24 protein-coding genes and 1 tRNA gene are annotated in these 22,494 nt (G+C 62.2%); 8 read left to right on the forward strand and 17 right to left on the reverse strand.

The features are described from left to right. Position 1 precedes the first annotated feature (1 nt). The 4 genes from plsX to AC5J09_RS18235 all read left to right on the forward strand — a co-directional run bounded on the left by plsX (position 2) and on the right by AC5J09_RS18235 (position 3,333). A complete protein-coding gene (plsX, locus tag AC5J09_RS18220; protein ID WP_275596481.1) occupies positions 2-1,045 on the forward strand; it encodes a phosphate acyltransferase PlsX in 1,044 nt (347 codons plus the stop codon). Between the two features lie 18 nt (positions 1,046-1,063). Continuing rightward, the gene (locus tag AC5J09_RS18225) at positions 1,064-2,035 is read left to right on the forward strand and encodes a beta-ketoacyl-ACP synthase III (protein WP_100672166.1); all 972 of its coding nucleotides are present in this window, start codon (positions 1,064-1,066) and stop codon (positions 2,033-2,035) included. 93 nt (positions 2,036-2,128) lie between these two features. After that, positions 2,129-2,467, forward strand: a complete 339-nt coding sequence (locus tag AC5J09_RS18230; RefSeq protein WP_003529278.1) for an integration host factor subunit alpha — start codon at positions 2,129-2,131, stop codon at positions 2,465-2,467. A gap of 335 nt (positions 2,468-2,802) precedes the next feature. Beyond that, positions 2,803-3,333, forward strand: a complete 531-nt coding sequence (locus AC5J09_RS18235; RefSeq protein WP_324763211.1) for a MerR family transcriptional regulator — start codon at positions 2,803-2,805, stop codon at positions 3,331-3,333. Positions 3,334-3,396: 63 nt separating this feature from the next. Here the strand turns inward: AC5J09_RS18235 and AC5J09_RS18240 are convergent, their stop codons facing one another. Continuing rightward, complete coding sequence (locus AC5J09_RS18240; RefSeq protein ID WP_100672168.1) at positions 3,397-3,612, reverse strand: hypothetical protein; 216 nt, start codon at positions 3,610-3,612, stop codon at positions 3,397-3,399. A 183-nt stretch (positions 3,613-3,795) separates the two neighbouring features. Here AC5J09_RS18240 and AC5J09_RS18245 point away from each other — a divergent pair. Continuing rightward, positions 3,796-3,872: transfer RNA gene (locus AC5J09_RS18245), tRNA-Pro, on the forward strand. 350 nt (positions 3,873-4,222) lie between these two features. Here the strand turns inward: AC5J09_RS18245 and AC5J09_RS18250 are convergent. The 8 genes from AC5J09_RS18250 to AC5J09_RS18285 all read right to left on the reverse strand — a co-directional run bounded on the left by AC5J09_RS18250 (position 4,223) and on the right by AC5J09_RS18285 (position 11,706). Continuing rightward, positions 4,223-4,408, reverse strand: coding sequence for a hypothetical protein (locus tag AC5J09_RS18250; protein ID WP_100672169.1), 186 nt, complete (start codon positions 4,406-4,408; stop codon positions 4,223-4,225). Between the two features lie 735 nt (positions 4,409-5,143). Next, the gene (locus AC5J09_RS18255; RefSeq protein ID WP_494298161.1) at positions 5,144-5,422 is read right to left on the reverse strand and encodes a hypothetical protein; all 279 of its coding nucleotides are present in this window, start codon (positions 5,420-5,422) and stop codon (positions 5,144-5,146) included. 193 nt (positions 5,423-5,615) lie between these two features. Continuing rightward, positions 5,616-5,825 (reverse strand): hypothetical protein, encoded by a 210-nt coding sequence (locus AC5J09_RS18260; RefSeq protein ID WP_324763213.1) that lies wholly within the window; start codon positions 5,823-5,825, stop codon positions 5,616-5,618. Between the two features lie 96 nt (positions 5,826-5,921). After that, positions 5,922-7,097, reverse strand: a complete 1,176-nt coding sequence (locus AC5J09_RS18265; protein WP_494298162.1) for a glycosyltransferase family 4 protein — start codon at positions 7,095-7,097, stop codon at positions 5,922-5,924. Further along, positions 7,094-8,338 (reverse strand): O-antigen ligase family protein, encoded by a 1,245-nt coding sequence (locus AC5J09_RS18270; RefSeq protein ID WP_494298163.1) that lies wholly within the window; start codon positions 8,336-8,338, stop codon positions 7,094-7,096. Before AC5J09_RS18270 ends, AC5J09_RS18265 begins: the two co-directional genes overlap by 4 nt. After that, the gene (locus tag AC5J09_RS18275) at positions 8,335-9,897 is read right to left on the reverse strand and encodes an undecaprenyl-phosphate glucose phosphotransferase (RefSeq protein WP_494298164.1); all 1,563 of its coding nucleotides are present in this window, start codon (positions 9,895-9,897) and stop codon (positions 8,335-8,337) included. Before AC5J09_RS18275 ends, AC5J09_RS18270 begins: the two co-directional genes overlap by 4 nt. 58 nt (positions 9,898-9,955) lie before the next feature. Further along, on the reverse strand, positions 9,956-11,125 hold the full coding sequence (locus AC5J09_RS18280) for a glycosyltransferase family 4 protein (RefSeq protein WP_494298165.1): 1,170 nt from the start codon (positions 11,123-11,125) through the stop codon (positions 9,956-9,958). Between the two features lie 5 nt (positions 11,126-11,130). Then, the gene (locus AC5J09_RS18285) at positions 11,131-11,706 is read right to left on the reverse strand and encodes a polysaccharide biosynthesis/export family protein (protein ID WP_018094818.1); all 576 of its coding nucleotides are present in this window, start codon (positions 11,704-11,706) and stop codon (positions 11,131-11,133) included. Between the two features lie 208 nt (positions 11,707-11,914). Between AC5J09_RS18285 and AC5J09_RS18290 the strand changes: the two genes are divergently transcribed. Beyond that, a complete protein-coding gene (locus AC5J09_RS18290) occupies positions 11,915-14,053 on the forward strand; it encodes a GumC family protein (protein ID WP_494298166.1) in 2,139 nt (712 codons plus the stop codon). A 2-nt stretch (positions 14,054-14,055) separates the two neighbouring features. Here the strand turns inward: AC5J09_RS18290 and AC5J09_RS18295 are convergent, their stop codons facing one another. From AC5J09_RS18295 to AC5J09_RS18305, 3 genes are all read right to left on the reverse strand, one after another. Next, entirely contained in the window at positions 14,056-15,303 is a 1,248-nt protein-coding gene (locus tag AC5J09_RS18295; RefSeq protein ID WP_494298167.1) for a GNAT family N-acetyltransferase, read from the reverse strand. A gap of 157 nt (positions 15,304-15,460) precedes the next feature. Beyond that, a complete protein-coding gene (locus tag AC5J09_RS18300) occupies positions 15,461-16,201 on the reverse strand; it encodes a metallophosphoesterase family protein (protein ID WP_275596473.1) in 741 nt (246 codons plus the stop codon). Positions 16,202-16,212: 11 nt separating this feature from the next. After that, positions 16,213-16,425 (reverse strand): DUF2842 domain-containing protein, encoded by a 213-nt coding sequence (locus tag AC5J09_RS18305; protein ID WP_003529239.1) that lies wholly within the window; start codon positions 16,423-16,425, stop codon positions 16,213-16,215. Between the two features lie 175 nt (positions 16,426-16,600). On the opposite strand from AC5J09_RS18305, the gene AC5J09_RS18310 reads away from it, so the two are divergent. Further along, positions 16,601-17,704 (forward strand): COX15/CtaA family protein, encoded by a 1,104-nt coding sequence (locus AC5J09_RS18310; protein ID WP_494298168.1) that lies wholly within the window; start codon positions 16,601-16,603, stop codon positions 17,702-17,704. Positions 17,705-17,774: 70 nt separating this feature from the next. On the opposite strand, the gene argC is transcribed toward AC5J09_RS18310, so the two are convergent. The 5 genes from argC to AC5J09_RS18335 form a co-directional block, all read right to left on the reverse strand. Continuing rightward, a complete protein-coding gene (gene argC / locus AC5J09_RS18315; protein WP_494298169.1) occupies positions 17,775-18,707 on the reverse strand; it encodes an N-acetyl-gamma-glutamyl-phosphate reductase in 933 nt (310 codons plus the stop codon). A gap of 93 nt (positions 18,708-18,800) precedes the next feature. After that, positions 18,801-19,757: an agmatinase gene (gene speB, locus AC5J09_RS18320; protein ID WP_494298170.1), complete on the reverse strand. Its 957-nt coding sequence runs from the start codon at positions 19,755-19,757 to the stop codon at positions 18,801-18,803. A 153-nt stretch (positions 19,758-19,910) separates the two neighbouring features. Continuing rightward, entirely contained in the window at positions 19,911-20,378 is a 468-nt protein-coding gene (gene rpsI, locus AC5J09_RS18325; RefSeq protein WP_003529231.1) for a 30S ribosomal protein S9, read from the reverse strand. A 2-nt stretch (positions 20,379-20,380) separates the two neighbouring features. Then, a complete protein-coding gene (gene rplM / locus AC5J09_RS18330) occupies positions 20,381-20,845 on the reverse strand; it encodes a 50S ribosomal protein L13 (protein ID WP_018094825.1) in 465 nt (154 codons plus the stop codon). Positions 20,846-21,065: 220 nt separating this feature from the next. Beyond that, entirely contained in the window at positions 21,066-21,497 is a 432-nt protein-coding gene (locus AC5J09_RS18335; RefSeq protein WP_494298171.1) for a PaaI family thioesterase, read from the reverse strand. Positions 21,498-21,667: 170 nt separating this feature from the next. On the opposite strand from AC5J09_RS18335, the gene AC5J09_RS18340 reads away from it, so the two are divergent. Then, on the forward strand, positions 21,668-22,489 hold the full coding sequence (locus AC5J09_RS18340) for an enoyl-CoA hydratase (protein ID WP_275596468.1): 822 nt from the start codon (positions 21,668-21,670) through the stop codon (positions 22,487-22,489). Positions 22,490-22,494: the final 5 nt, after the last annotated feature.

Consider the following 22,494-nt stretch of genomic DNA (forward strand, 5'->3'; position numbering starts at 1 on the left):
CGTGGTCAGAATTTCACTTGACGTGATGGGAGGCGACTATGGTCCTGAAGTCGTCATCCCGGGCGCAGCGAGAGCGCTCGAACGTCACCCGGACATAAAGTTCGTTCTTTTTGGCCAGGAAGCGCGGTGCGTGGAACTGCTCGCCAAGCACCCGAAGCTCAAGGCGAGCAGCACGTTCCATGATTGCGAGATTGCCGTCGGCATGGACGAAAAGCCGAGCCAGGCGCTTCGGCGCGGACGCGGCAAATCGAGCATGTGGAAGGCGATCGACGCGATCAACGCCGGCGAAGCGGATGTGGTCGTCTCGGCCGGGAACACCGGCGCCCTGATGGCGATGTCGGTTTTCTGTCTGAGGACGATGCAGGGCATTCAGCGGCCGGCGATCGCCGCCATCTGGCCGACGCTGAAGGGCGAAAGCATCGTTCTCGACGTCGGCGCTACGATCGGCGCCGACGCGCAGCAACTCATGGATTTCGCCCTGATGGGCGGCGCAATGGCCCGGGCGCTCTTCGAAGTTGAGCGTCCTTCCGTCGGCCTTCTAAATGTCGGCGTGGAGGAGATCAAGGGCCAGGAAGAGGTAAAGGAGGCCGGGCGCCTGATCCGTGAGGCCGACGTCGAGGGGATCGAATATTACGGCTTCGTCGAAGGCGACGATATCGGCCGCGGCACCGTCGATGTCGTGGTGACCGAGGGCTTTTCCGGTAATATCGCGCTGAAGGCAGCAGAGGGGACGGCGCGTCAGATCGCCGAATATCTGCGCGCCGCGATGTCGCGCACGCTTCTTGCAAGGGTCGGCTATGTCTTCGCCAAGGGAGCCTTCGACCGGCTCCGCGAGAAGATGGATCCGCGAAAGGTCAATGGCGGGGTTTTCCTCGGTCTCAACGGCATCGTTATCAAGAGCCATGGTGGCGCGGATGCCGAGGGCTTCGCCGCGGCCATCGACGTCGGATACGATATGGTGAAGAACGGCCTGAAGGCGAAGATCGAGACCGATCTGGCACGGTATCATGGCGCCCAGCCGTCCGAAGCCCTTCCGCGGGCATGAATGATGAGGTTTGAGTAGATGATCCGTTCTGTCGTGCGCGGCTTCGGGGCAGCACTGCCGAAGCGAGTGATGACCAATAAGGAAATCGAATCCAAGGTCGACACGTCCGACGAATGGATCGTGCAGCGGACCGGCATCCGCCAGCGCTATATCGCAGGCGAGGAGGAGACGAGCGCCTCTCTCGGCGAGGCGGCGGCGCGTGCGGCGCTCGCGAGAGCCGAGCTGACGCCTGACGACATCGACCTGATCATCGTCGCGACCTCCACTCCGGACAACACCTTCCCTGCAACCGCGGTGAACATCCAGAACCGCCTCGGCATGCGGCACGGTGCGGCGTTCGATATGCAGGCGGTCTGTTCCGGCTTCGTCTACGCGGTCGCGACGGCTGACGCCTATATTCGCGGCGGTCTCTCCAAACGCGCGCTGGTCATTGGCGCTGAGACCTTCTCGCGACTTCTAGACTGGACCGACCGGACGACCTGTGTGCTCTTCGGCGACGGCGCCGGTGCGATCGTCCTGGAGGCGCAGGAGGGGGCCGGCACGAAGGCTGATCGAGGCGTTCTGACGGCGCAATTGCGCTCTGACGGCGCCCACCGCGACAAGCTCTATGTCGACGGCGGGCCGTCCACGACGGGCACCGTCGGCCATCTCCGGATGGAAGGGCGCGAGGTCTTCAAGCATGCGGTCGGCATGATCACCGACGTGATCGAGGCGGCTTTCGAGGCAACCGGGACGACCGCCGACGACATCGATTGGCTGGTTCCGCACCAGGCCAACCGCCGCATTATCGACGGCTCGGCCAAGAAGCTCGGCATCCCTCTCGAAAAGGTTGTGGTTACCGTCGATCTGCATGGCAACACCTCCGCGGCGTCGATTCCGCTTGCCCTTGATGCCGCCGCCTCCGACGGCCGGATCAAGAAGGGTGATCTCGTAATGCTCGAAGCGATGGGCGGGGGCTTCACCTGGGGCTCCGTTCTTCTACGCTGGTAAGAAAATAATGAATTACGGCAGGCGCTTGACCGGAAAAGACAAGGGCAATAGTCTTCAATCGCTGATCGGCATGCCAGACATCGGTGGGGGAAGATGAGCGGAAAAACAGTAACGCGGGCAGACTTGGCTGAATCGGTTTTTCGCAAGGTGGGTCTGTCTCGCACGGAGTCCGCCGAACTCGTGGAAACTGTCATCGACGAGATCTGCAACGCAATCGTGCGTGGCGAGAGCGTGAAGCTGTCTTCTTTCGCAACGTTCCAGGTGCGCGACAAGAACGAGCGCATCGGCCGGAACCCGAAAACCGGCGAGGAAGTGCCGATTTCTCCGCGCCGGGTGATGACCTTCAAGGCTTCGAATGTCCTGAAGCAGCGGGTCCTGAAGGCGCATCTGAGCCGCAAGTCCAAGTTGAAACCGTCCAACCCGGCCGGCTGAAGCGCCGTCGACCACCACAAATGTGGTTGAAAACCCATCCATAAGCCATTGAAATAGGCATGATTCGTGTAATCATCGCCTGACGATCCGTGCGTCGCGTAGCCGATCTTGCGCGGCGAGCAAGCGCCGCCCGAAGCATTGCCAGGAAAGTGCTTAGCGGTTTTCCGTACGGAAGTGCGGAGCTTCAAGGACTTAGAGGGTTTCAGTCTTTCCATGAAACGCTGAAAGCGCTGGTCCTAGCGGCGATTTGGATGGCGGATACGCAGACAGAGGACGTAAAACACGTCGCAGGAATCGGTTCAGATCCCGACGCGCCTTATGGAGATGGGGACCACATGGAGAAAAGCCCGGATGCTTTCCGCACCATCAGCGAGGTTGCGGACGAACTCGATCTCCCCCAACACGTTCTTCGTTTCTGGGAAACCCGGTTCCAGCAGATCAAGCCGATGAAGCGCGGTGGCGGGCGCCGCTATTATCGCCCCGAGGATGTCGACCTGCTCAAGGGCATCCGGCACCTCCTCTACGATCACGGCTATACGATCAAGGGTGTGCAGAAGCTTTTGAAAGCCAACGGCAACAAATTCGTCGCCGCCATCGCGAGCGGGGATCTTGCGACCGTCGAGGCGCTTGCCGCTTCCAGCAACGAAGAGCCGGCGCCGCCCAAGGCGGGCGTGGCGGAGGAGGACCAGATCGTCGGCCGTCCGAAGGCACCGGCGAGCCGGCGTTTCTTCTCTTTCGGCACCGGAGGCGACGATGCCGAGATAACCGTCGGCAAGACGTCGGTCGGCAAGGAAGACAGGGCGCTGCTGCAGGAAGCGCTCTACGACCTCCTGGAATGCAAGCGTCTGCTCGATCAGGTTCGGTAGTAGGGAAGACACGGGAAGGGGGCCTCGAAAGCAGTGCCGAGGCCCAACTCGGTCGTGATCGACTTATTCGGCCGCTTCTTCCGTCGACTGCTGTGCATTCTTCTGTTTCAGGAGGAGATCGTCAGAGGTCGACTGCTCGGCCTTTGCCACGCTCGCGGTCGTGATCTCCTTGTCGACTTTGTCGATCGATGCCGTGGTATTGGAATGGCCCAGGCAATCGGCTGACGCTGCCGTCGCCGATAAAGCGAAGGCGGCTGCAAGTACGAGAATGCTCTTCATCGGGCTTCTCCTGTGGTTTGCAGGCGCAGTTTATCCAGCACGGGACATCGATCCAAATCACAAAACTGTTGTCGTGCCGCTTCCGATACAGTCGGCGGCCTCCTGTGATGGGCGAGCTCCATTTTCCCCCTTGCGCCGGGCGTGTGTTCCGACTAATGAGAGCGGGCTTGTAACCAAGCGGGTCGGAGCGTAGCGCAGCCCGGTAGCGCACTTGACTGGGGGTCAAGGGGTCGTGGGTTCGAATCCCGCCGCTCCGACCATTTCCGCTTTGGTTTCAACGCGATACGATGGGCGCCCTCGCGCAATCCTGGATCTTGGCTTTCGCCTGATTCGTTTCCACTGCATCTTGAGCCCGCTAGAGGCGATCGGATACCGTCGCCCTTCTTCCTCCCCATCTCCTTCGAGACGGCGCTCGGTTGCGGCGTTGATCGAGCTGTGCCAGCGTGTGCTCAAGTTGCCCGGAAGTGGCAGCATCCTCGGGGCGAGGGAGGAGATGAGGACGCTGCCGCTCCGTCCGGAGACGGGCTTTAACGGTCAGCCGCACAGATGGTTCCGACTGGCGCTTTGTGTTTTTGCTTCGGGGAGAGTAAGCCCGCTTGCTCTCACTCAGTCATCGATGTGACAACCACCTTCTGCCGAGATACTCCAAGGCCTTCAGGCGACTGTGATCGGCTCCGCGGGTCACTCCAACTGACTTCCGCCGCTGTGCCATCGTTTTCTTTGGAGTGTCAGAATCCTTGTTCTCGTCGCGTGAGGCACTTTGCTCCGGCAACGCGTAGTCGTCTCTGTCTTGCATCAATCAATTCCTAATGCGCTGGGGAGTGGGAGCCTCAGAGCTGCGGAGAAGGGACAATCTTTACAGCTCTGAGGTCATCACTCACCCAAGCGGCTGGGGGCCGCTCGACGGTGACAACTCCAATTCGGTCTGAAAGGTTTCGCTCGGCGGCGTGGCTAAGACCTTTGCCATCGATACACCCGACCAAGGTCCGATATGCCGTCGGCGGGAAGCGCTGGCACGGCTATCGGAACATCGCCCTCGGGCCATGGGGCGAGTGCCATTCCCGGCCTTGAAAAGCGTGAGCCCCGGCACCGGCAAAACAGGCGCTTTCCCTTGATTCCTGTTCCGCTGAGAGTACAATATGTCCAAGCGACGTTCGAAGCGGTTCCCTTGAATGGAACAGGGCAAATGCGCCCCAGCTAGAAGATGACACGTCGCGACCGGAGCTGCAGCAAGTCCCCCGCTGCAGCTCTATTTGTGTCAGGCCATCTTTCGGTTTGGAGGAGCGGGTTGCCGCCGTCGCCTCGATCATCGTCCGGCCACCAACCCTGCCGATCGTCACCGAGTGCCTCTTTCGCCCGCTGATCGCCGAGCCGTGTCAACAGCCGTTGCAGCAGCTGGTGCTCGGTGATGCCGCTTACGTGGCTGGTACTCGGCGATTGGACGACCCATGCAGATCTGGGGCCTTCGAACGCTGTAGCAGGTGACGAGAGCCACCGTGGCGTTCATCTTTTAATGCTGGAGGGCTGCACATTATTTGCCGGGTTTGGCTTTCCCTTTTGCGTTGTTTCCGCCCTTGCCGCCCTTTATGCCATTGGCGCCCTTACCGCCCTTTGCACTATTCCCGCCTCCGCCGCCCTTTCCCAGGTTCGAGCTGCCGCTGCCGGATGCAGCGATGGCATCCGAGGTGAGGCTGGCAGAAAGCAACATGGTCACAGCAGGTGGCGTGACTGCCGCGAATCGGCCGCAAGCTTTTAGAAACTCGCGTCTGTCTTCGTCGCTCTGAGGCAGTTCGGCCCGAATTTTCTCCATCTCTGTGCCCTCCTGTTGGCGAGGGCTATTTTAAAGACATCTCTAATGTGTTGCGATATAGCGATCAATATAGGCTCGCCGCGTTTGAGAATTCATCGAAATCTGCTCCCGCGTCGGCAACGGCTGATTTGGCCCCGATCCATTTTTCATTGTCGAGCATGCACCGCAGGTGCTCCGGTGCGTCGTAGGACGCCTAAGTGCTCCTGTTCGCCACTGAAAGCTCGCATCGCCATGTTTTGACACTAAGAGCTGGATGCTGTCCCGACCAGTGGCTGACATACATTACGGAGCGGAACATGCACTGCATCAACGTTTCCTGGATCTCCAGGTGCAGGCGCTCCTCACGGCATTTTTCGGGCGCCGAGATAAGGCACACCGTTAGTACCAGTGTTACCGGTCCCATGATTGCCCCCATACAATATAAATAGAATTATAAATGCCTAATAAAGTGTAATGGAATGTACTGAACGTCTGTGGCCAAATCTGGGCTGATTCGATCCTATGGCTGCTGTCGGCGTCGCTGCGCTGCCATTCGCCGGTAAACCTCTTCCGTCTCGTCGAGCATGCGTTTCAGTGTAAAACGGTCCCGGCGTGCCGAAGCCGCGCTGGCAAAGCGTCGAAACATATCCGGGTCGGCCGCCGCTATCATCGCTTTTGCAAGCGGTGAGGCGTCCTCGCTGTTCGGAACGACGTAGCCGTTCTCTCCGTGATCGACGGCCGTTCTGGCTCCGCCGACGTCGGAAATGATGATCGGCCGGCCGGCGGCGGCGGCTTCGAGCATCACATAGGACATTGCCTCGTAGCGGCTCGGCATGACGAGGAGATCGAATGCGGGCACCGCCTGAGGGCCCGTAAAGGCCGAGGTCAGATGGATGCGGTTCTGCAAACCGCTTGCGGCGATCGCGGCGCGGACCTCTTCCTCCAATTCTCCCGATCCGACCAGCACAAGGTGACCGTTCCTGATCGCCGTCGCGGCCTTGCCGAAGGCGTTGATGAGACGCTCGGGGGCCTTTTGCGCCGAGAGCCGACCGATGAAGCCGAAAACGAAGGCGTCAGGTGGAATGCCGAAGCTGGCGCGCACCGTCTGCGCCATGCCGGTCGAGGGGGTCTCGACGCCGTTGACGATGACGGACATGCCCTGTCTCGAAATGCCGATCGACAGCGCATGAGCGAGTTCGTCACCGGAGACGGTGACGAGATGATCGGTGAAGAAACGGGCGAGAAGCGCCTCTATGCCCCCGTATATCATCCGGCCGCTGCGGCCGAGCGTGGGATCCATCGTCCTGAAGGCATGCGGCGTGTAGACGCGCGGTACGTGCCTTCCCGGCAGGCGCAGGCGCGTCAAGGCTCCGGCCTTGGAACTGTGCCCGTGAACGACGTCGAACGGCCCGGCAGTGCGGATGATGCGATTTATGGCGCGAAAGCAGGACCAGTCGGAGGGGGCGGGCGCCCGGCACATGCCGACGGCGTGAATGGCGGGAAGGCCGAGTGCCTGGAGTTCGCGCACGAAACCGTCTTCGGCCCGAACAGGAGAATAGATCGCTTCGACATGATGACCGCGCGCATGCATGCCGCGGCAGAGATCGAGAAAGTGGCGCCCGGACCCGCCGCCGCTGGGTTCCAGTACCTCGAGCAGGCGCAGAGGGGCGTCGAGCGGCTCGCTACCCGTGGTCATGCGGTCGTTCCGGAACGGATCTGCCTTCTATGGCGATATTCGAGCGCGGCGCACCCCCAGAGGATGCCGAGAAGCAGGTAGAAATGGCGCCAGTGGTCGGTGTCGATCACGTTGCCGATGCCGACATGGCCGATAAGCGTGATCCAGGCGATCATCAGATATGGTTGCCACGGCCTCTCGAGCAGCAGAAACCGAAAGCCGAGCGACAGCGTCCAGAGGATGAGCGTGACATAGGCGACGAAGCCGAGCCATCCATAGGATGTCAGGCTCTTCAGAAGCACGTTGTGCTCGTCTTCAGGAAACATGGTGCTGAACACCATGGGGCCGATGCCGAGCGGCTTTTCCATGGCCATCAGAAAGCCGATACGGTGCCGGTCGAAACGCCCGAGATGTCCGCCGTCATAATCCTGAACGAGCTGCGTGCGGCTCGAGAAGAGAGAGGCAACCTGGTCCGACTGCAGGGCGACCACGAGTGCTGCCACCACGAACAGGGCGCCGGAGAGGGTCAGCACGAGAATCCGGAGGCGGAAGAGACCGCTGCGCTGCTTAAGCAGCATGACGAAGACGAGAGCGACGACGCAGAAGAGGTCGAGAGCCCAGGCCGCCCGCGAGAAGGAGAGGAACACGCCGAGCGTGAGCACCAGCAGCCCGGCGATCTTCAAGGGCGCCCGGCTGATCTGCTGCGTCAGCAGGCCGTGAAGGAGGTAGAGGGTGGGGGCTACGAGAAACGGTCCGAAGACATTCGGGTCCTGAAACGCTCCCTTTGCCCGATCGTACAGCGTGAAGTTCGCCGCACCCGGTATCGCGCCGAAATAGCCGAGGATGCCGAGGAGGGCGGTGATGACTGCGGCTGCCACCCAGGCGTTGTGGATGAGCGGCAGGCGCTGGTAGCTCTCTTCGATGATGGCCGCAAAAAACACCGCCGTGAGGCAGAGGAAGCCGGTAACGGCCATATACATCGGACCGGTCCCAAGGTCGGCCATCACCGTCAGCGACAGGATGCCGCCGATCATGAACAGGGCGAGAAGGACCGTGAGCGGAGCCGTGGCACGGGAGATCCTGAGGCCGAAAAGCGCCCAGAGGCCGATGAGCCCCGCCATGAAGATCTCGTAGGGCGCGGGCTCGGCGATGACGAACCCGGACAGGAAGACGCCGATCGTCACCAGGCAGGAGCCGACGAGCGAAATCGCGGCAAGCTGCGGGCGAAGGATAGCCGGCCGCGATGCGGTGACGGCGGTCAATAGGCGTTTTCCGTGTTCAGCAGCCGAAACGGCGTGAGGATGAGAATCTTCAGGTCGAGCAGCAGCGACCAGTTCTCGATATAGTAGAGGTCGAATGCCGTTCGGAACCGGATCTTTTCGTCGTTGTCGATCTCACCGCGCCAGCCGTTGATCTGTGCCCAGCCGGTCACTCCCGGCTTGACGCGGTGGCGGGCAAAATAGCCTTCGACGACATCGGAATAGGTTCGGTCCTTCGTCTGCGCGAGCACGGCGTGGGGACGTGGCCCGACGAGCGAGAGCTCGCCTTTCAGCACATTGAAGAACTGGGGCAATTCGTCGATCGAAGATTTGCGCAGGAAGCGTCCGACGGGGGTTACGCGAGGATCGTTCTTGGTTACGGCGTTGCGCGCGGTCGGGTCGCTCATATGCGTGTACATTGAGCGGAACTTGTAGACCTCTATGGTCTCGTTGTTGAAGCCGTGGCGGTGCTGCTTGAAGATGATCGGACCGGGCGAGGTGACCTTCACCGCGACGGCGGCAGCGAGCATGACGGGCCAGAGCAAAGCGAGCGCCACGAGACTGAAAAAGATATCGAAGCAGCGCTTGGCGACGGAATCCCAGTCGGCGATCGGCTTGTCGAAGATGTCGAGCATCGGGACCTGCCCGACATGCGAATAGCTGCGTGGGCGGAAACGGAGATTGTTGGCGTGCGCCGCGAGCCGGATGTCGACCGGAAGCACCCACAGCTTTCTGAGGAGTGCGAGGATGCGCTTTTCCGCAGTCAGCGGCAGCGAGATGATCAGCATGTCGATGCGGGCGAGACGGGCGAATTCGACCAGTTCGTCCACCGTCCCGAGTTTCGGATAGCCGGCAATCACATTCGGGGACCGGCGCTCGTCTCGATCGTCGAAGATCCCGCAGATGCGGATATCGTTGTCCGGTTGATGCTCGATCTCCCGGATCAGGTCCTTCGCGGGCTGCCCGCCACCGACGATGACGGCTCGGCGTTCCATGGTGCCGTTTCTCGACCAGTGACGGATCGAATAGGCGATGAATGCGCGCTCCGCGACGAGGAAAAACCCGCCGGCGAGGAACCATGCGCCGATCCAGAACCGCGAATAGAGGTGGCCCGATTTGAGAAAGAAAAGGCCAAGCGCAATCACGCCGAACGCAGCCGTCCAGGCACCGAGGACGCGCGGCGTCATCCTCAGCCAGGCGCGCAGTGCCGGCACCTGGTAGGCGTCGGCGACCTGCATGGCGGCAACGGCGAGCGCCGGCCCCCCGGCGAGGATGAGGAGATAGACCGGCAGTTGCTCCAGCGCCGGCGCGACATATTGTGCATTGATGCCGTAGCCGATGGCAAAAAGTGCGCAGAAGTCGAGAAGCCGGATAAGTCCGGTGATCATCGCCGGTGTGTAGGTGTCCGCACGGAACTGAAGGGCGATCTGCTTCGCCAGCGGGTTGAGCCCCGCATTTCCCCCTGTCCCGGTCTTTTGTTCGGTGGTGGTCTTGCGGATCTCCGAGACCTTCTTGCGAAGCGCTTCGGGGTTGAAGCTCTCTGGCCTGTCAAACTGGTTCATGGTCGCTTTCCGGCGCTGAAGTCCTTCGCCCGGATAGCAGAAAGCCACTAAGAAACGCTTACGTTGTACGCAGCCGCCCCTGCGGCACAAGTGATTCCTCGGTGAGGTCTCGATAAAGCTGCATCACGTGTCTGGTCATCACCGATGCGGCGAAGCGGGATTTGAACCGGTCCGCGTCGGGCATCGTCCGGGCAGCCCAGCCGGCGTCCAGGACGGCGTCTGCCATGAGACGGGCAAGCGCCCCCGCATCGCCGGGTTGGACGAGCGCCTCGCTATCGGACCCGAGAACCTCCGGGATGCCGCCGACGCGAGTCGCGATTACGGGCTTTCCGGCGGCGAGCGCTTCCAGCAGGATATAGGGCATGGATTCTGCGCGGGAGGGAATGACGACCTTGCGGGCCAGAGCGAAAGCCTCGCGCGCCCTCATTGCCGGCAGCAGCCGGACGCGATCGGCGAGACCCATGCGCAGGGTCATTTCTTCGTATTGCCGCTGCTGCGGGCCATCTCCGACCATCAAGGCGGAAAGCCTGCGGCCGGCGATCTCTTCGGCTGCGGCAAATCCTTCGATAAAAAGATCGGGACCCTTCAGGTCCCGCATCATGCCGATATAGAGGAAATCGACAGCGCCCGGGCCCGTCTCGACCGGTTCGAATTCCGCATCGTCGATGCCGTTATAGATCAGCTCGTTGCGCGCCAGTGGAGGGCCGACCCTGGCGCCGTAGGTGCGGCGTTCGTATTCACAGACGAAGACGAGGGCGTCGGTCAGGCGTTCCTGCAGGCGCTCGACGCGCAGAATGAGCGAACCAGCCAGGGACCGGCGCTCGAAGTGAAGGCTGCCCCCATGGGGCGAATAGAGGCGGGCTACGCGATACTTGTTGACCCGCAGGGCTGAACCGACGATGCGCGCCAGCACGCCGCCCTTGGCGCCGTGGCCGTGCAATACATCCGGTTGCAAACTTCTGATTTCTTTGTAGCCGCGCCAGAGCGCCGCGGCGTCCGATGCCCCGATCGAACGATGGATCGGAACACGGATGATGCCGAGCGCCAGATGCGGGCGAACCTCTTCGAAGAGCGCGTCCTCGTGGGCCCCGCCGGTGGTGCTGTCGCAAAGGATTCCGACCTGATGTCCGGCGTCCGCATGCGCTTCGGCAAGGTCGCGCACGTGCCGGAATATGCCGCCGACCGGGGATCTGAAGCAATGCAGAATGCGCAAGGGGCGTTCGCTCATGGCGATCAGAACAGTCGTTCGCGTATATAGACGGTGTCGCCGGCGAGAACCGGGTCGGTTACCGGAACGCGTCCGGTGATGATGCGGCCGTTGATCTTGCGGGTGATGTCGGCGGTCGCCTGGTTGGCGCGTGGCGTGAAGCCGCCTGCGACGGCGATCGCATTCTGTACCGTCATCCCCGGAACGTAGGCGTATTGGCCGGCCTGTCCCACTTCGCCCATGATGAACACGGAGCGGTAGCGGTCGACCTCGATCGTGACGTCCGGATCCTTGAGGAAACCCTGGCGGAGCTTCGCCGCGATCATCCCCTCCAGTTCCGGAAGCGTATGCCCGCGCGACGGAACGGCCCCGATCAGCGGGAAGGCGACATAGCCGGCCTGATCGACCGTATAGCTGCCGCTGAGGCTTGCCTGTTCGAAGACGTTGATGCGCAGGCGATCGCCGCTGTCCAGCCGATAGGGCTGCACTGTGGCCTGGCTGAAGCCCTTGGGGGCGGGCTGGTAGTTCGTACAACCGCCGACGAGCGCCGACAGGATCGCCACGGCGAAGACGCTTGTTCTCTTGTTGGCTGCGGTCGACATGCGGTCAGGGGCTCCGGAAACGATCACCGTTGGCCGATGTTATCGATCCGTTAGGGTTAATGGCCGGTAAATCCGCCACGAGAATTTCCCGCATCGAATGCCCTTCCCGTCATGGCGCATGCCACCCTCTGGTTGCAGCGGAAATTAACCCTTGGGTTACCATGTTCGTTTACCTTCCCGCCAAACGAGAAAGCTTTGGAGTGCAGGCATGTCGGGCATCGGCGGACAGCAGGATGTGGATATCGATCTCGGCGGGCTTTTTCGCGCCATCTGGCAACGCCGCGTGCGGGTGCTGCTCGCCACGGTCGGGGCCGCTGCCGTCGCCTTCGCGGCTGCCAAGATGGTCGATCCCGATTACGAGGGCGAAACGCGCGTTCTGATAGAGTCGCGTGAGCCCGAGTTCAGCGGCACCAATCAAGTTTCGCAGAATGGCTCCGACCGGATGTTCGACGAGTCGGGCATCCTCAGCCAGGTGCAGGTCCTGCGTTCGGCGGACCTTATCAAGCAGGTCGCGCGCAACATGAAGCTTCACGAACTCGACGAGTTCGATCCCTCGGCACGGCCTTCTGCCGCGTCCGATCTCCTGGTGATGCTGGGTCTGAAGAAGAATCCTCTCGATTTGCCGCCGGAAGAACGGGTGCTGAAGGAGTTCGAAGAGAAGCTGCAGGTCTATCAGGTCGAAAAATCGCGTGTGATCGCCATCGCCTTCACCTCGAAGGACGCGAAGCTCGCAGCCGCCATTCCGAACGAAATGGCCAATGTCTATCTCTCGTTGCAGAGCGGAGCCAAGCTCGACTCGAACTCCGAGGCGAGCCGCTGGCTTGAGCCGGAGATCGCCAACCTGCGCGAGAAGGTGCGCGAGGCGGAGGCGAAGGTCGCAGGTTACCGCGCCGAGTCTGGCCTGCTTCCGACCGGCGAGACGCAGAATTTTGCCACGCGCCAGCTTACCGACATTTCGACGGAGCTTGCACGGGTGCGGTCGGAGCGGGCGAACACGGCTGCGCGCGCCGAGGGTATGCGGACGGCGCTCGCCGACGGCCGTCCGGCGGACACGCTTGCCGACATCGTCGGTTCGCCGATGATCCAGCGTCTCAAGGAGAACCGCGCCAACGTCCAGGCGCAGATCGCCGACCTGTCGACGACACTGCTCGATGGCCATCCGCGGTTGAAGGGGCTGAAATCCCAGCTCGAAGGGATCGAAGGGCAGATCCGGTCGGAGACGCGGAAGATTCTTGCGAGCCTCGAAAATGAGGCGAAGGTCGGGCAACTGCGCGAGCAGCAGCTCGTTCAGCAAATGAACACGCTCAAGGCGCAATCGGCGCAGGCGGGCGAGGAGGAGGTCGGGCTCCGCGCGCTCGAGCGCGAGGCGACGGCGCAGCGCCAACTGCTCGAAACCTATCTCGCCCGATACCGCGAGGCGACGTCGCGTACCGTTGCGAACGCAACTCCGGCCGATGCACGCGTGATTTCGCGCGCCGTGGTCCCGACCGCCCAGAGCTTTCCGAAGGTGCTGCCGATCACGATCGTCGCTGCCTTTGCAAGCCTCCTGGTCAGTTGCGTCGTCGTCATGCTTGGCGAACTTTTCAGCGGCCGGGCGCTAAGGCCGGTCTCGCTCCCCGAAGCACCGGCCCCGCGTCAGCTCGCAGAAATGCCTTCAGTCGCTGGCGTGGTCGAAGAAATTCCCGCACCTGTCCTCGTCCCGGCGGAACCTGCGCCTGAGGAAAACGGCGGCGATGGAAATGCGGCATCGAAGCACGATTTTTCGATCGAGTCGGTGGCCGAACATCTTCGTGCCAATGGCGTGCGGATTGCGGTCTCGGTATCCCCGGGCGGCGACGAGGGATCGACGGCCACCGTGATGCTGGCGCGCGTTCTGGCCGAGGACGAGCAGAAAGTCGTGCTGATCGACCTTTCCGGTTCGGCCTGTCCGACGCGGCTCATGGCACAATCGCAGGACCTTGCCGGGGTTACGAATCTGCTCATGGGCGAAGTCGCCTTCTCCGAGTCGATTCATTCGGACAGGTTGTCCCAAGCACATATCGTACCCCATGGCGACGCCGATCCTCATGCGGCGATGCGCGGCATCGACCGGCTGCAGATCATCATCGACGCGCTCGCCAACGCCTACGATCTCGTCCTGATCGAATGCGGGTCGGCCGATGCGGAGGCCGTCGCCAAGGTGGCACGGCACGAGGGCACCGAGATCATTCTGTCGGCACCGTCGATCAGCGACGACCAGATCGTCGAGATGCTGATGAGTTTCGGGGAAGCCGGATATCGCGACGTCGTGCTGATGACCGGGAAGGGGCAGGACGGCCCCGATTTTCCCGACCGCCGCGCTGCCTAACGTCACGGTTCTTCCGCGCTTGCAGCCGATGCCTGCCGCCGCTGCCGCTGCCGTTGAATGAAGGCATAAAGCGTTTCGTTGGCCTTGACCAACCGTTTCGCCCCGGCGATCGCCCGGAAACCGCCGGCGGCCAGCCGACCGCGGAACGTGAGGGGCAGAACGATGTCGCGCAACGGGGTTTCCACCGTGCACCACGACCGCTTGTAAGGCTGGTCGCCGATGCCGAAGTCGAAGACGGCGACGCCTTCCGCGCAGAGGCGCTCGATCATTCTGTAGAACAGCAACTCGCCCGGGCTGGCGTCCGCGGCGATTTCCTCGTCGATCGAACCGAACTGGCAGATGACGTGGTCGCCCTTGCGTGAGAGACCGGCGACCGCGAGAATTCGGCCGGCATATTCGCCCCTCAGTCTTATCGCATTGAGTTCGAGGAGGGGCTCGGGCGCCCCAGCATCGATCAGCGCATGGAAAAAGGCGCGCGTCTCGGCATCACGAAAGGCATCCGGCAGGCCGAGTGTCTCGAAGCGGGCGGCTTTCTGGCGGAAGAAAGTCTCGAGCAGGGCGTGGGCCTCCTGCGTTTCGCGAGCGATAACATAATCATAGCCGCCAATCTCGGCGAGGCGCCTTTCGGATATGCGCATCTTCTTGCGCCGCCGCTTGGCATTGATCTGGGCGAGTGTGTGCTCGATGGTGCCGAGAAGCGGCAATTGGAAGGAGGCGTTCGGGTTCTCGATGCCGGACAGAGCGGCGAGGGGGTGCGGCGCGCCGCGCCAGATCTGCGGCGTCCGGTCGAACACGATCACGTCCGCGAAACGGCGGAGCTGGCGACCGATGCCGCCGGTGAGCGCTGCCGTGAGCTCCGCAGCGGGCGCATTGTCGATGCCGGGGCCGAACAGGCCGGTGTTGAGATTGCTGTGCTCCGAGCCGATCAGGCGCGCCGCGCGGAAAAGCCGGCCGCGTTCGATCTCGAACGGGAGGAGAAAAAGCGGCTCCCTGCCAGCCGCACCACGAACGATCAGCAGTTCGCTGCCATGCGTCTTTGTCCACGCCGCACACCAGTCGAAGCTCTGGTGCAGCGAATTGCCGCTGCTTCCGTCAAGCGCGCGCCATTCCGCTTCGATCTCGTCCATGTCCGCGTGGACGGAGATGGTGATCCGGCCGGCAGCGCTGCCTTCACGGGCGACGCTCGCGGCCGAAAGATACCGCCCGGCGCTGGCTTCCGGTGAAAGGGTGAAATCGGAACTTGCCATCATTGTCGATCCGCATGCGTGATGCAGCCATTGAAACGGGAATTCTGATAGATCTGATTAATCCGGCAGGCACGCGCCTGCCCGGCAGACAACAGGGTTAGGAGAATATGAAGCCGGAACAGGCGGCCGCTGGAAATGCTGGCAAGGCGGCCGGTAGAATTCAGTCGAGGAATCCGGTCGCGAGCGCCGTTGCCCATTCGGCGCGGCCGCGTTCGGCCGCGAGGAGCGACGCCGCCATGTGATCGTAGCCGACACAGCGGAAGGTGACGTTCCAGTCGCCGGATGCCATCTCGACGATGGCGTAGCGGGCATCCGGCGAACCGGTTTCGACCTTGTGCGCGACTGGCCGGTCGTCGCCATAGGCCGGGCATCCGACACTGCCCGGATTGACCAGGAGCCGCCCGCCCGAAAGCCGCAGGGCACGTTGAACATGCGTGTGGCCGCAGAGGATTACGGGGTGCTCGATGTCGTCGGCAAAGCGCTCGATCTCCGCGCGCCGCGCCATGTGAACGATGCCGTCGCCCGTCAGCGCTTCCATCCAGTAGGCCTCGTCGCTCGTCGGCGTGCCATGGCAGAGAAAGAGAGCGTCCCGATAGACCAGGGTCGCCGGCAGAGCGGCCAGCCAGTCGAGGTGGCGCTCATCGAGTTCTTCATGGGCGGAGCGGTCGGACAATCCCATGCGGGCAGGGTCGAGCGTGAGAAGATAGCGGTCGTGATTGCCGCGTATCGCAGCGGTACGGCGGCGGATCAGGATCTCCGCTGTCCGCGCGGCATTCAGCGGGCCGCTCAGATGATCGCCAAGATTGACGATCTCGTCGATGCCCTGTGCATCGATGTCGGCAAGCACGGCCTCGAGCGCGAGATCGTTGCCGTGAACATCGGAAATCACCGCGATTCTCATGCTCGGAAACCTCAGTGATCGGCGGCGGGTTTTTCCATCCATTTGATGATCAGCATGGCGGGAAGGACCCACAGCAGGCCGGTGAAGAAGAAATAAAGCAGATGCACCCACCAGGGAGACGCGCCGAGCAGCAGGGAAGCGAAGGTAACGGCCGCAAGTGCGTAGACGACGACGAGGATGATGAGCAGGACGGTACCGATCAGTTTTCGGAGGCGTACGGGCATTTTTCGATCTTTCGGTGGCGGCAGCGTTGGCACTCGGGCGGCCCGCGACGGCATGCCGCAAAGGGTTCGGCCTTGTTTTGCACGGCACTCTGGTGCAAATCAACGGCTTTGAGACCGTCCTGACCGGCAATGCCGGCACAGCGGTACCGTTTCCGGCGACAGATGAGGAAGTGCCATGGCCCACGCCGAATTGGCAACAGAACAGATGCTGCTCAAAGAGATCGGCAGAACCGAGCGCAACCGCCGGCAAATCCGCGGCTGGCTCGCCGCCGTTCTTTTCGCTCTGTTTGCACTGGTGCTCGTCGGAGGGGCGACGCGACTGACCGAATCCGGCTTGTCGATCACCGAGTGGAAACCCGTCCACGGCGTCATACCGCCGCTCTCCGCGGAGGAATGGGAGGAGGAATTCCGCCTCTACCAGCGCATTCCGCAATATGAGCAGATCAACAAAGGCATGACGGTGGACGAGTTCAAGACCATCTTCTGGTGGGAATGGGCGCACCGGCTGCTCGCGCGCGGCATCGGCGTGATCTTCGCTTTGCCGTTCTTCTTCTTCTGGATCACGGGGCGGATCGAGCGGCGTCTGCGGCTGCCGCTTCTCGGAATCCTGGCGCTCGGCGGTTTTCAGGGATTCATCGGCTGGTGGATGGTATCCTCCGGTCTGGCGGAACGGACTGCAGTCAGCCAGTACCGGCTTGCCACGCATCTGACCATCGCCTGCCTGATCTTTGCCGCCTGCATGTGGATTTACCGGGGGCTGTGTCCGCATTCCGACGACGCGCATCCGACGAAAAGGTCGCAAGGCATGGCGGCGGCCATCGCGATCATGAGCCTCGTCCAGATTTATCTGGGCGCGATCGTCGCGGGTCTCGATGCGGGTCTGAGCTACAACACCTGGCCGCTGATGGACGGGGCGATCGTGCCGGGCGGTCTGTTCGTGCAGCAGCCCGCCTGGATCAATCTCTTCGAAAATCCGAAGACGGTGCAGTTCGTCCACCGTCTCGGCGCCTATCTGCTGTTTGCACTGGCGCTTTGGCACATGATCGCGTCCCTCCGCGCCGCGCCGGAGACGACACATGCCCGCCGCTCGGTGCTCCTGTTCGCGCTGGTGACGGTGCAGGCGGCAATCGGCATCACGACGTTGCTACTGCAGGTACCGATCGGCTGGGGCGTGCTGCATCAGGGCGGCGCCCTCGTCGTGCTCGGCTTCGCGATCGCCCATTGGCGCGGTTTCGTCGGCACCTATCCGACAGACACGGCGATAGAAATGCGCGACTGATTTGCCTGCGATCGAACGAACGAAAACCCCGGCAGGAACGCTGCCGGGGTTTTCGTCTTGACTCGCCGTGTCAGGCGGACAGCATCAGGTCCATGTTCTGGACGGCGGCGCCCGAGGCGCCCTTGCCGAGATTGTCGAGCAGCGCGACCAGATTGACATGCGCTCCACCCTGGGTACCGAAAACGAAAAGCTTCATGGCGTCGCTGCCGGCGAGCTCCGTTGCATCGATCCGGGCGAGCTTGGCGCTCTCTTCAAGCGGCACGACTTCAACGATCGACTGTCCCGCATAATGGTCGACGAGGGCCCGATGGATCGTTTCCAGCGTTGCACCGGCTGCCAGGTCCTCGAGATAAAGCGGCACCTGCACGATCATCCCCTGCGCGAACTTGCCGACGGAAGGGCTGAAGACCGGCGCGCGCTCGAGAAGCCCGTGCATCTTCATTTCCGGCACGTGCTTGTGCTTCAGCGTAAGCCCGTAGAGGAAATGCGGCGCGTCGATGTGGTCCGGATTCTTGTCGTCCTCCATCTGCGCGATCATCTGCTTGCCGCCGCCGGTATAGCCGGACACCGCATTGACGGTGACGGGATAGCCGTCCGGCAGGATACCCGCCTGGCGCAGAGGGCGAATTAGGGCGATCGCTCCAGTCGGGTAGCAGCCGGGATTGGCGACATGGCGCGCGTCGCGGATCCGCTGGGGCTGCGCCTTGTCCATCTCGGCAAAGCCATAGGCCCAGTCGGGCGCGACGCGATGCGCGGTCGACGTATCAATGATGCGGACGCGATTGTTTCCGGCAACCATGGCAACGGCCTCCCGCGAGGCGTCGTCCGGCAGGCATAGGATGGCGATATCGGCGCGGTTCAGGAGATCCTCGCGCATCGCTGCATTGCGTCGCTCCGCTTCCGGAATGGACAGGAGTTCGAGATCCGTACGGCCGGCCATGCGCACACGGATCTGCAGGCCCGTCGTGCCGTGTTCGCCATCGATAAAGATCTTCGGTTTCATGATTTTCCTGCTCCTGCAGTCCGTTAGCGGCGTTTCCGGAATCAGTCTGGCATAGAATTGAATCAATTTCTTGGGTGCTCGCCGCCGCTTCGATCAGCCGCGCCTCTCCGCCAGCCACTCGGCACGCAGGCCCAGCATATACATGGCGATGGTCGAGCCAGCAATGGCGGTGAGGTCCGCGTGGTCGTAGGCAGGCGCCACCTCGACCACGTCGCTCCCGGCGATATGAAGCGCGCCGAGTTTGCGCAGGACCGACAGTATCTTTGCGCTTGACGGGCCGCCGGCCACGGGCGTGCCGGTGCCGGGCGCAAAGGCCGGGTCAAGGCAATCTATATCGAAGGTCAGATAGGCGGGGCGGCTGTCGACATGGCGGATGATGGTATCGGCGATCTCCTCGGCGCGCATCTCCTCGAGCTCGTCGCCGTAGACGATCCGAAGGCCGCAATCGTCCGGAGCATGCGTCCGGATGCCGATCTGGATCGAGCGTTCCACGTCGATCAGTCCCTCGCGTGCCGCGCGGCCGACGAAGGAGCCATGATCGATGCGGCCTTTCTCGTCCGGCCAGGTGTCCTGATGGGCGTCGAACTGGACGAGGGCGAGGGGCCCGTGCAGGGCTGCATGGGCCCTGAGGATGGGATAGGTGACGAAGTGGTCGCCGCCGAGCGTCAGCAGGTAGGCGCCGGACTTCAGGATTTTCGACGCCTCGCGCTCGATCGTCTGGGGAGTCTTCGCATGGTTGCCGTAGTCGAGCAGGCAATCGCCGTAATCGATCGTCGCCATGTCGGCAAACAGGTCGCGCTGGAACGGATATTGCGGATCGTTGTCGAAGATCGCCGATGCGCGTCGGATCGCCTGTGGCCCGAAGCGCGCGCCGGGGCGATTCGACGTCGCCGCATCGAACGGGATTCCCCAGACGACCGCCTCCACACCCTTGAGCTCTTTGGTGTATTTCCGCCGCATGAAGGAAAGGATGCCGGCATGCGTCGGATCGGAGGCCGCCGCCGTCAGTGATTTTGCAGTGATCGCGTGGTCGATCGACTTGTTGGCCATGCTGTTCTCCCGACAGATGTGCGGGACGTTGGCCAATCGATCGGGGCAAGGCAAGAGCCCGGCGTCAAAAAATCATGTGCACGGGGACGCTATGGATGCACATGAAAAAAGGCCGGGACGAGCCCGGCCTTCGAAAGTGCAGTCTGCAAGCGATTAGCGCTTGGAGAACTGGAACGAACGACGTGCCTTGGCACGACCGTACTTCTTGCGCTCGACCACGCGGCTGTCGCGGGTGAGGAAGCCGCCGCGCTTCAGAACGGGACGCAGGCCCGGTTCGAAGTAGGTGAGGGCCTTGGAAATGCCGTGACGAACGGCACCGGCCTGGCCGGAAAGGCCGCCGCCGGCAACGGTCGCGTCGATGTCGAACTGGCCGTCACGGGCTGCCGCGACGACCGGCTGCTGCAGGATCATCTGCAGAACGGGACGGGCGAAGTAGTCCGAGAAAGGCTTGCCGTTGATGGTGATCTTGCCGGAACCGGCCTTGATCCAAACGCGGGCGACGGCGTCCTTGCGCTTGCCGGTCGCATAGGAGCGGCCCTGGGCGTCGACTTTCTTGACGTGAACCGGAGCAGCCGGTTCCGCGGTCGTGGCGATTTCCTTGAGAGCGGAAAGGTCAGCCATTATCAGGCGCTCCTTGTGTTCTTGCTGTTCAGCTTGGCGACGTCGAGGACGGCCGGCTGCTGTGCTTCATGCGGGTGGTTCGAGCCGGCGTAGACACGCAGGTTCTTCATCTGGCGACGGCCGAGCGGGCCGCGCGGAACCATGCGCTCGACGGCCTTCTCGATGACGCGCTCCGGGAAGCGACCTTCGATGATCTGGCGCGCGGTGCGCTCCTTAATGCCGCCGGGGTAACCGGTGTGCCAGTAGTACTTCTTGTCGGTGTACTTCTTGCCGGTGAGGACGGCCTTCTCTGCATTGATGACGATGACGTTGTCGCCGTCGTCGACATGCGGCGTGTAGGTGGCTTTATGCTTGCCGCGCAGGCGGTTTGCGATAAGGGAAGCGAGGCGACCGACAACGAGGCCTTCGGCGTCGATGATGATCCACTTCTTCTCCACCTCTGCAGGCTTCTGAACGAAGGTTGCCATATCTAAACTCTTTCGTTTGGACCCGGAAACGAAGCCGGGCGTTTCTTGTTGCTTGCTTTGACCTCGATGAGGGCAAAAAAGAAGGCGGCCCAGTCGGACCGCGATCTGGGGCAGCTTATAAGGAAGCTCGCCATCAAGGTCAAGGCCGACTTTCCGCGCACCGTGAAAGAAGATGAAGCAAATTCATATAGTTACAAGTGTGGTATTATTATACCGCACTTCAACGGGGCGGAATCGAATAGGTCGCCGTCGCATGCGCGATCAAATCGGGACTTGCTACCGTCTTTATCGAGGCGTCGAGAACGGCCAGCCGTTTGCCGAGTTTGAGAATCCGGCAGGTACATTCGAGTGGTTCCGGTTCCGGCTTGCGCAGGAAGTTGATGTTGAGGCTGGTGGTGACGGCAAGCGCGACCGGACCGATATGCGCGATGAGCGCGACATAGGCCGACACGTCCGCCAGCGCGAAGAGCGTCGGGCCCGAGACAGTACCGCCCGGACGGATGTGGCGCTCGTTCGGGTCGAGCCGCATCGTGGCGAAGCCCGGTCCGGTCTCGGTCACCGCGAAGACCTTTCCGTCGGTGTGGACCTGCGGAAAATCGGTGTCGAGAAAGCGGTTGAGCTCCTCGACGGTCATGACCGGCTGCAAGGTCATCGCGTTCTCTCCCGTGTTACTTGCCTCGGTTGCACCCGTTACAAAACGTCCTGGAGCGCCGTGCAAGCCGGAAATTGGTCTAAGGCAGTCATAGGTCAGTCGGGAGCGCGGGGTTGAAAGAGCGGCGACGGCGGCGTACCACGACACGAACTTCGATATGGGAGAGAGCCATGGCGGACGTCGTTTCATTCAGGAAAGAAGAGTCGAACGGACCCTTGCTGCGCGAGTTCGATGGCCCGGTCCTTCGGCTTACCCTCAACAATCCCCCGGCGAATGTGCTTTCGATCGCCCTGATGGAAGCACTGCTGGCGGCTCTCGAAGAAGCGGCCGTCTCGAAGGAGATCAAGGTCGTCGTGATCGCGGCGACCGGCAAGCTCTTCTCCGCCGGCCACGATCTCAAGGAAATGACCTCGCACAGGGCCGACGCCGACGGTGGCCGGGCGTTCTTCGAGCGAACGATTCGCCTCGCAGCCGAAGTCATGCTGACGATCACCAGGCTGCCGCAGGCGGTCATCGCCGAAGTCGACGGCCTTGCGACCGCCGCCGGGTGCCAGCTGGTCGCCAGTTGCGACCTCGCGATCTGCACCGACACGTCGACCTTCTGCACCCCCGGCGTGAATATCGGTCTTTTCTGTTCTACGCCGATGGTCGCCCTGACGCGCGCCGCCCATCGCAAACAGGCGATGGAGATGCTTTTGACCGGTGAGACGATCGATGCCGGGACAGCGAAGGAGTTCGGTCTCGTCAACCGCATCGTCCCACAACAATATCTGCGCCAGGTCATCGACAAATATGCGTCGATCATTGCCTCGAAGTCGCCGCAGGCGCTGAAGATCGGCAAGGAGGCTTTCTACCGTCAGACGGAAATGCCGCTTGCCGACGCCTACGACTTCGCTGTCGGCGTGATGGTCGAGAACATGCTCGCCCGCGATGCCGAGGAAGGTATCGGTGCCTTTCTCGGCAAGCGCATGCCGGAATGGAAGGAGGAATAGTGCAT

The sequence above is a fragment of the Sinorhizobium sp. genome (genome assembly GCF_059070375.1).

What these genes read in the sequence shown, in the direction of transcription:
- AC5J09_RS18225 (WP_100672166.1), top strand. Translation starts at nt 1,064, where the DNA reads ATGATCCGTTCTGTCGTGCGCGGCTTCGGGGCAGCACTGCCGAAGCGA.
- AC5J09_RS18230 (WP_003529278.1), top strand. Translation starts at nt 2,129, where the DNA reads ATGAGCGGAAAAACAGTAACGCGGGCAGACTTGGCTGAATCGGTTTTT.
- AC5J09_RS18235 (WP_324763211.1), top strand. Translation starts at nt 2,803, where the DNA reads ATGGAGAAAAGCCCGGATGCTTTCCGCACCATCAGCGAGGTTGCGGAC.
- AC5J09_RS18240 (WP_100672168.1), bottom strand. Translation starts at nt 3,612, where the DNA reads ATGAAGAGCATTCTCGTACTTGCAGCCGCCTTCGCTTTATCGGCGACG.
- AC5J09_RS18250 (WP_100672169.1), bottom strand. Translation starts at nt 4,408, where the DNA reads ATGCAAGACAGAGACGACTACGCGTTGCCGGAGCAAAGTGCCTCACGC.
- AC5J09_RS18255 (WP_494298161.1), bottom strand. Translation starts at nt 5,422, where the DNA reads ATGGAGAAAATTCGGGCCGAACTGCCTCAGAGCGACGAAGACAGACGC.
- AC5J09_RS18260 (WP_324763213.1), bottom strand. Translation starts at nt 5,825, where the DNA reads ATGGGACCGGTAACACTGGTACTAACGGTGTGCCTTATCTCGGCGCCC.
- AC5J09_RS18265 (WP_494298162.1), bottom strand. Translation starts at nt 7,097, where the DNA reads ATGACCACGGGTAGCGAGCCGCTCGACGCCCCTCTGCGCCTGCTCGAG.
- AC5J09_RS18275 (WP_494298164.1), bottom strand. Translation starts at nt 9,897, where the DNA reads ATGAACCAGTTTGACAGGCCAGAGAGCTTCAACCCCGAAGCGCTTCGC.
- AC5J09_RS18280 (WP_494298165.1), bottom strand. Translation starts at nt 11,125, where the DNA reads ATGAGCGAACGCCCCTTGCGCATTCTGCATTGCTTCAGATCCCCGGTC.
- AC5J09_RS18285 (WP_018094818.1), bottom strand. Translation starts at nt 11,706, where the DNA reads ATGTCGACCGCAGCCAACAAGAGAACAAGCGTCTTCGCCGTGGCGATC.
- AC5J09_RS18290 (WP_494298166.1), top strand. Translation starts at nt 11,915, where the DNA reads ATGTCGGGCATCGGCGGACAGCAGGATGTGGATATCGATCTCGGCGGG.
- AC5J09_RS18295 (WP_494298167.1), bottom strand. Translation starts at nt 15,303, where the DNA reads ATGATGGCAAGTTCCGATTTCACCCTTTCACCGGAAGCCAGCGCCGGG.
- AC5J09_RS18300 (WP_275596473.1), bottom strand. Translation starts at nt 16,201, where the DNA reads ATGAGAATCGCGGTGATTTCCGATGTTCACGGCAACGATCTCGCGCTC.
- AC5J09_RS18305 (WP_003529239.1), bottom strand. Translation starts at nt 16,425, where the DNA reads ATGCCCGTACGCCTCCGAAAACTGATCGGTACCGTCCTGCTCATCATC.
- AC5J09_RS18310 (WP_494298168.1), top strand. Translation starts at nt 16,601, where the DNA reads ATGGCCCACGCCGAATTGGCAACAGAACAGATGCTGCTCAAAGAGATC.
- argC (WP_494298169.1), bottom strand. Translation starts at nt 18,707, where the DNA reads ATGAAACCGAAGATCTTTATCGATGGCGAACACGGCACGACGGGCCTG.
- speB (WP_494298170.1), bottom strand. Translation starts at nt 19,757, where the DNA reads ATGGCCAACAAGTCGATCGACCACGCGATCACTGCAAAATCACTGACG.
- rpsI (WP_003529231.1), bottom strand. Translation starts at nt 20,378, where the DNA reads ATGGCTGACCTTTCCGCTCTCAAGGAAATCGCCACGACCGCGGAACCG.
- rplM (WP_018094825.1), bottom strand. Translation starts at nt 20,845, where the DNA reads ATGGCAACCTTCGTTCAGAAGCCTGCAGAGGTGGAGAAGAAGTGGATC.
- AC5J09_RS18335 (WP_494298171.1), bottom strand. Translation starts at nt 21,497, where the DNA reads ATGACCTTGCAGCCGGTCATGACCGTCGAGGAGCTCAACCGCTTTCTC.
- AC5J09_RS18340 (WP_275596468.1), top strand. Translation starts at nt 21,668, where the DNA reads ATGGCGGACGTCGTTTCATTCAGGAAAGAAGAGTCGAACGGACCCTTG.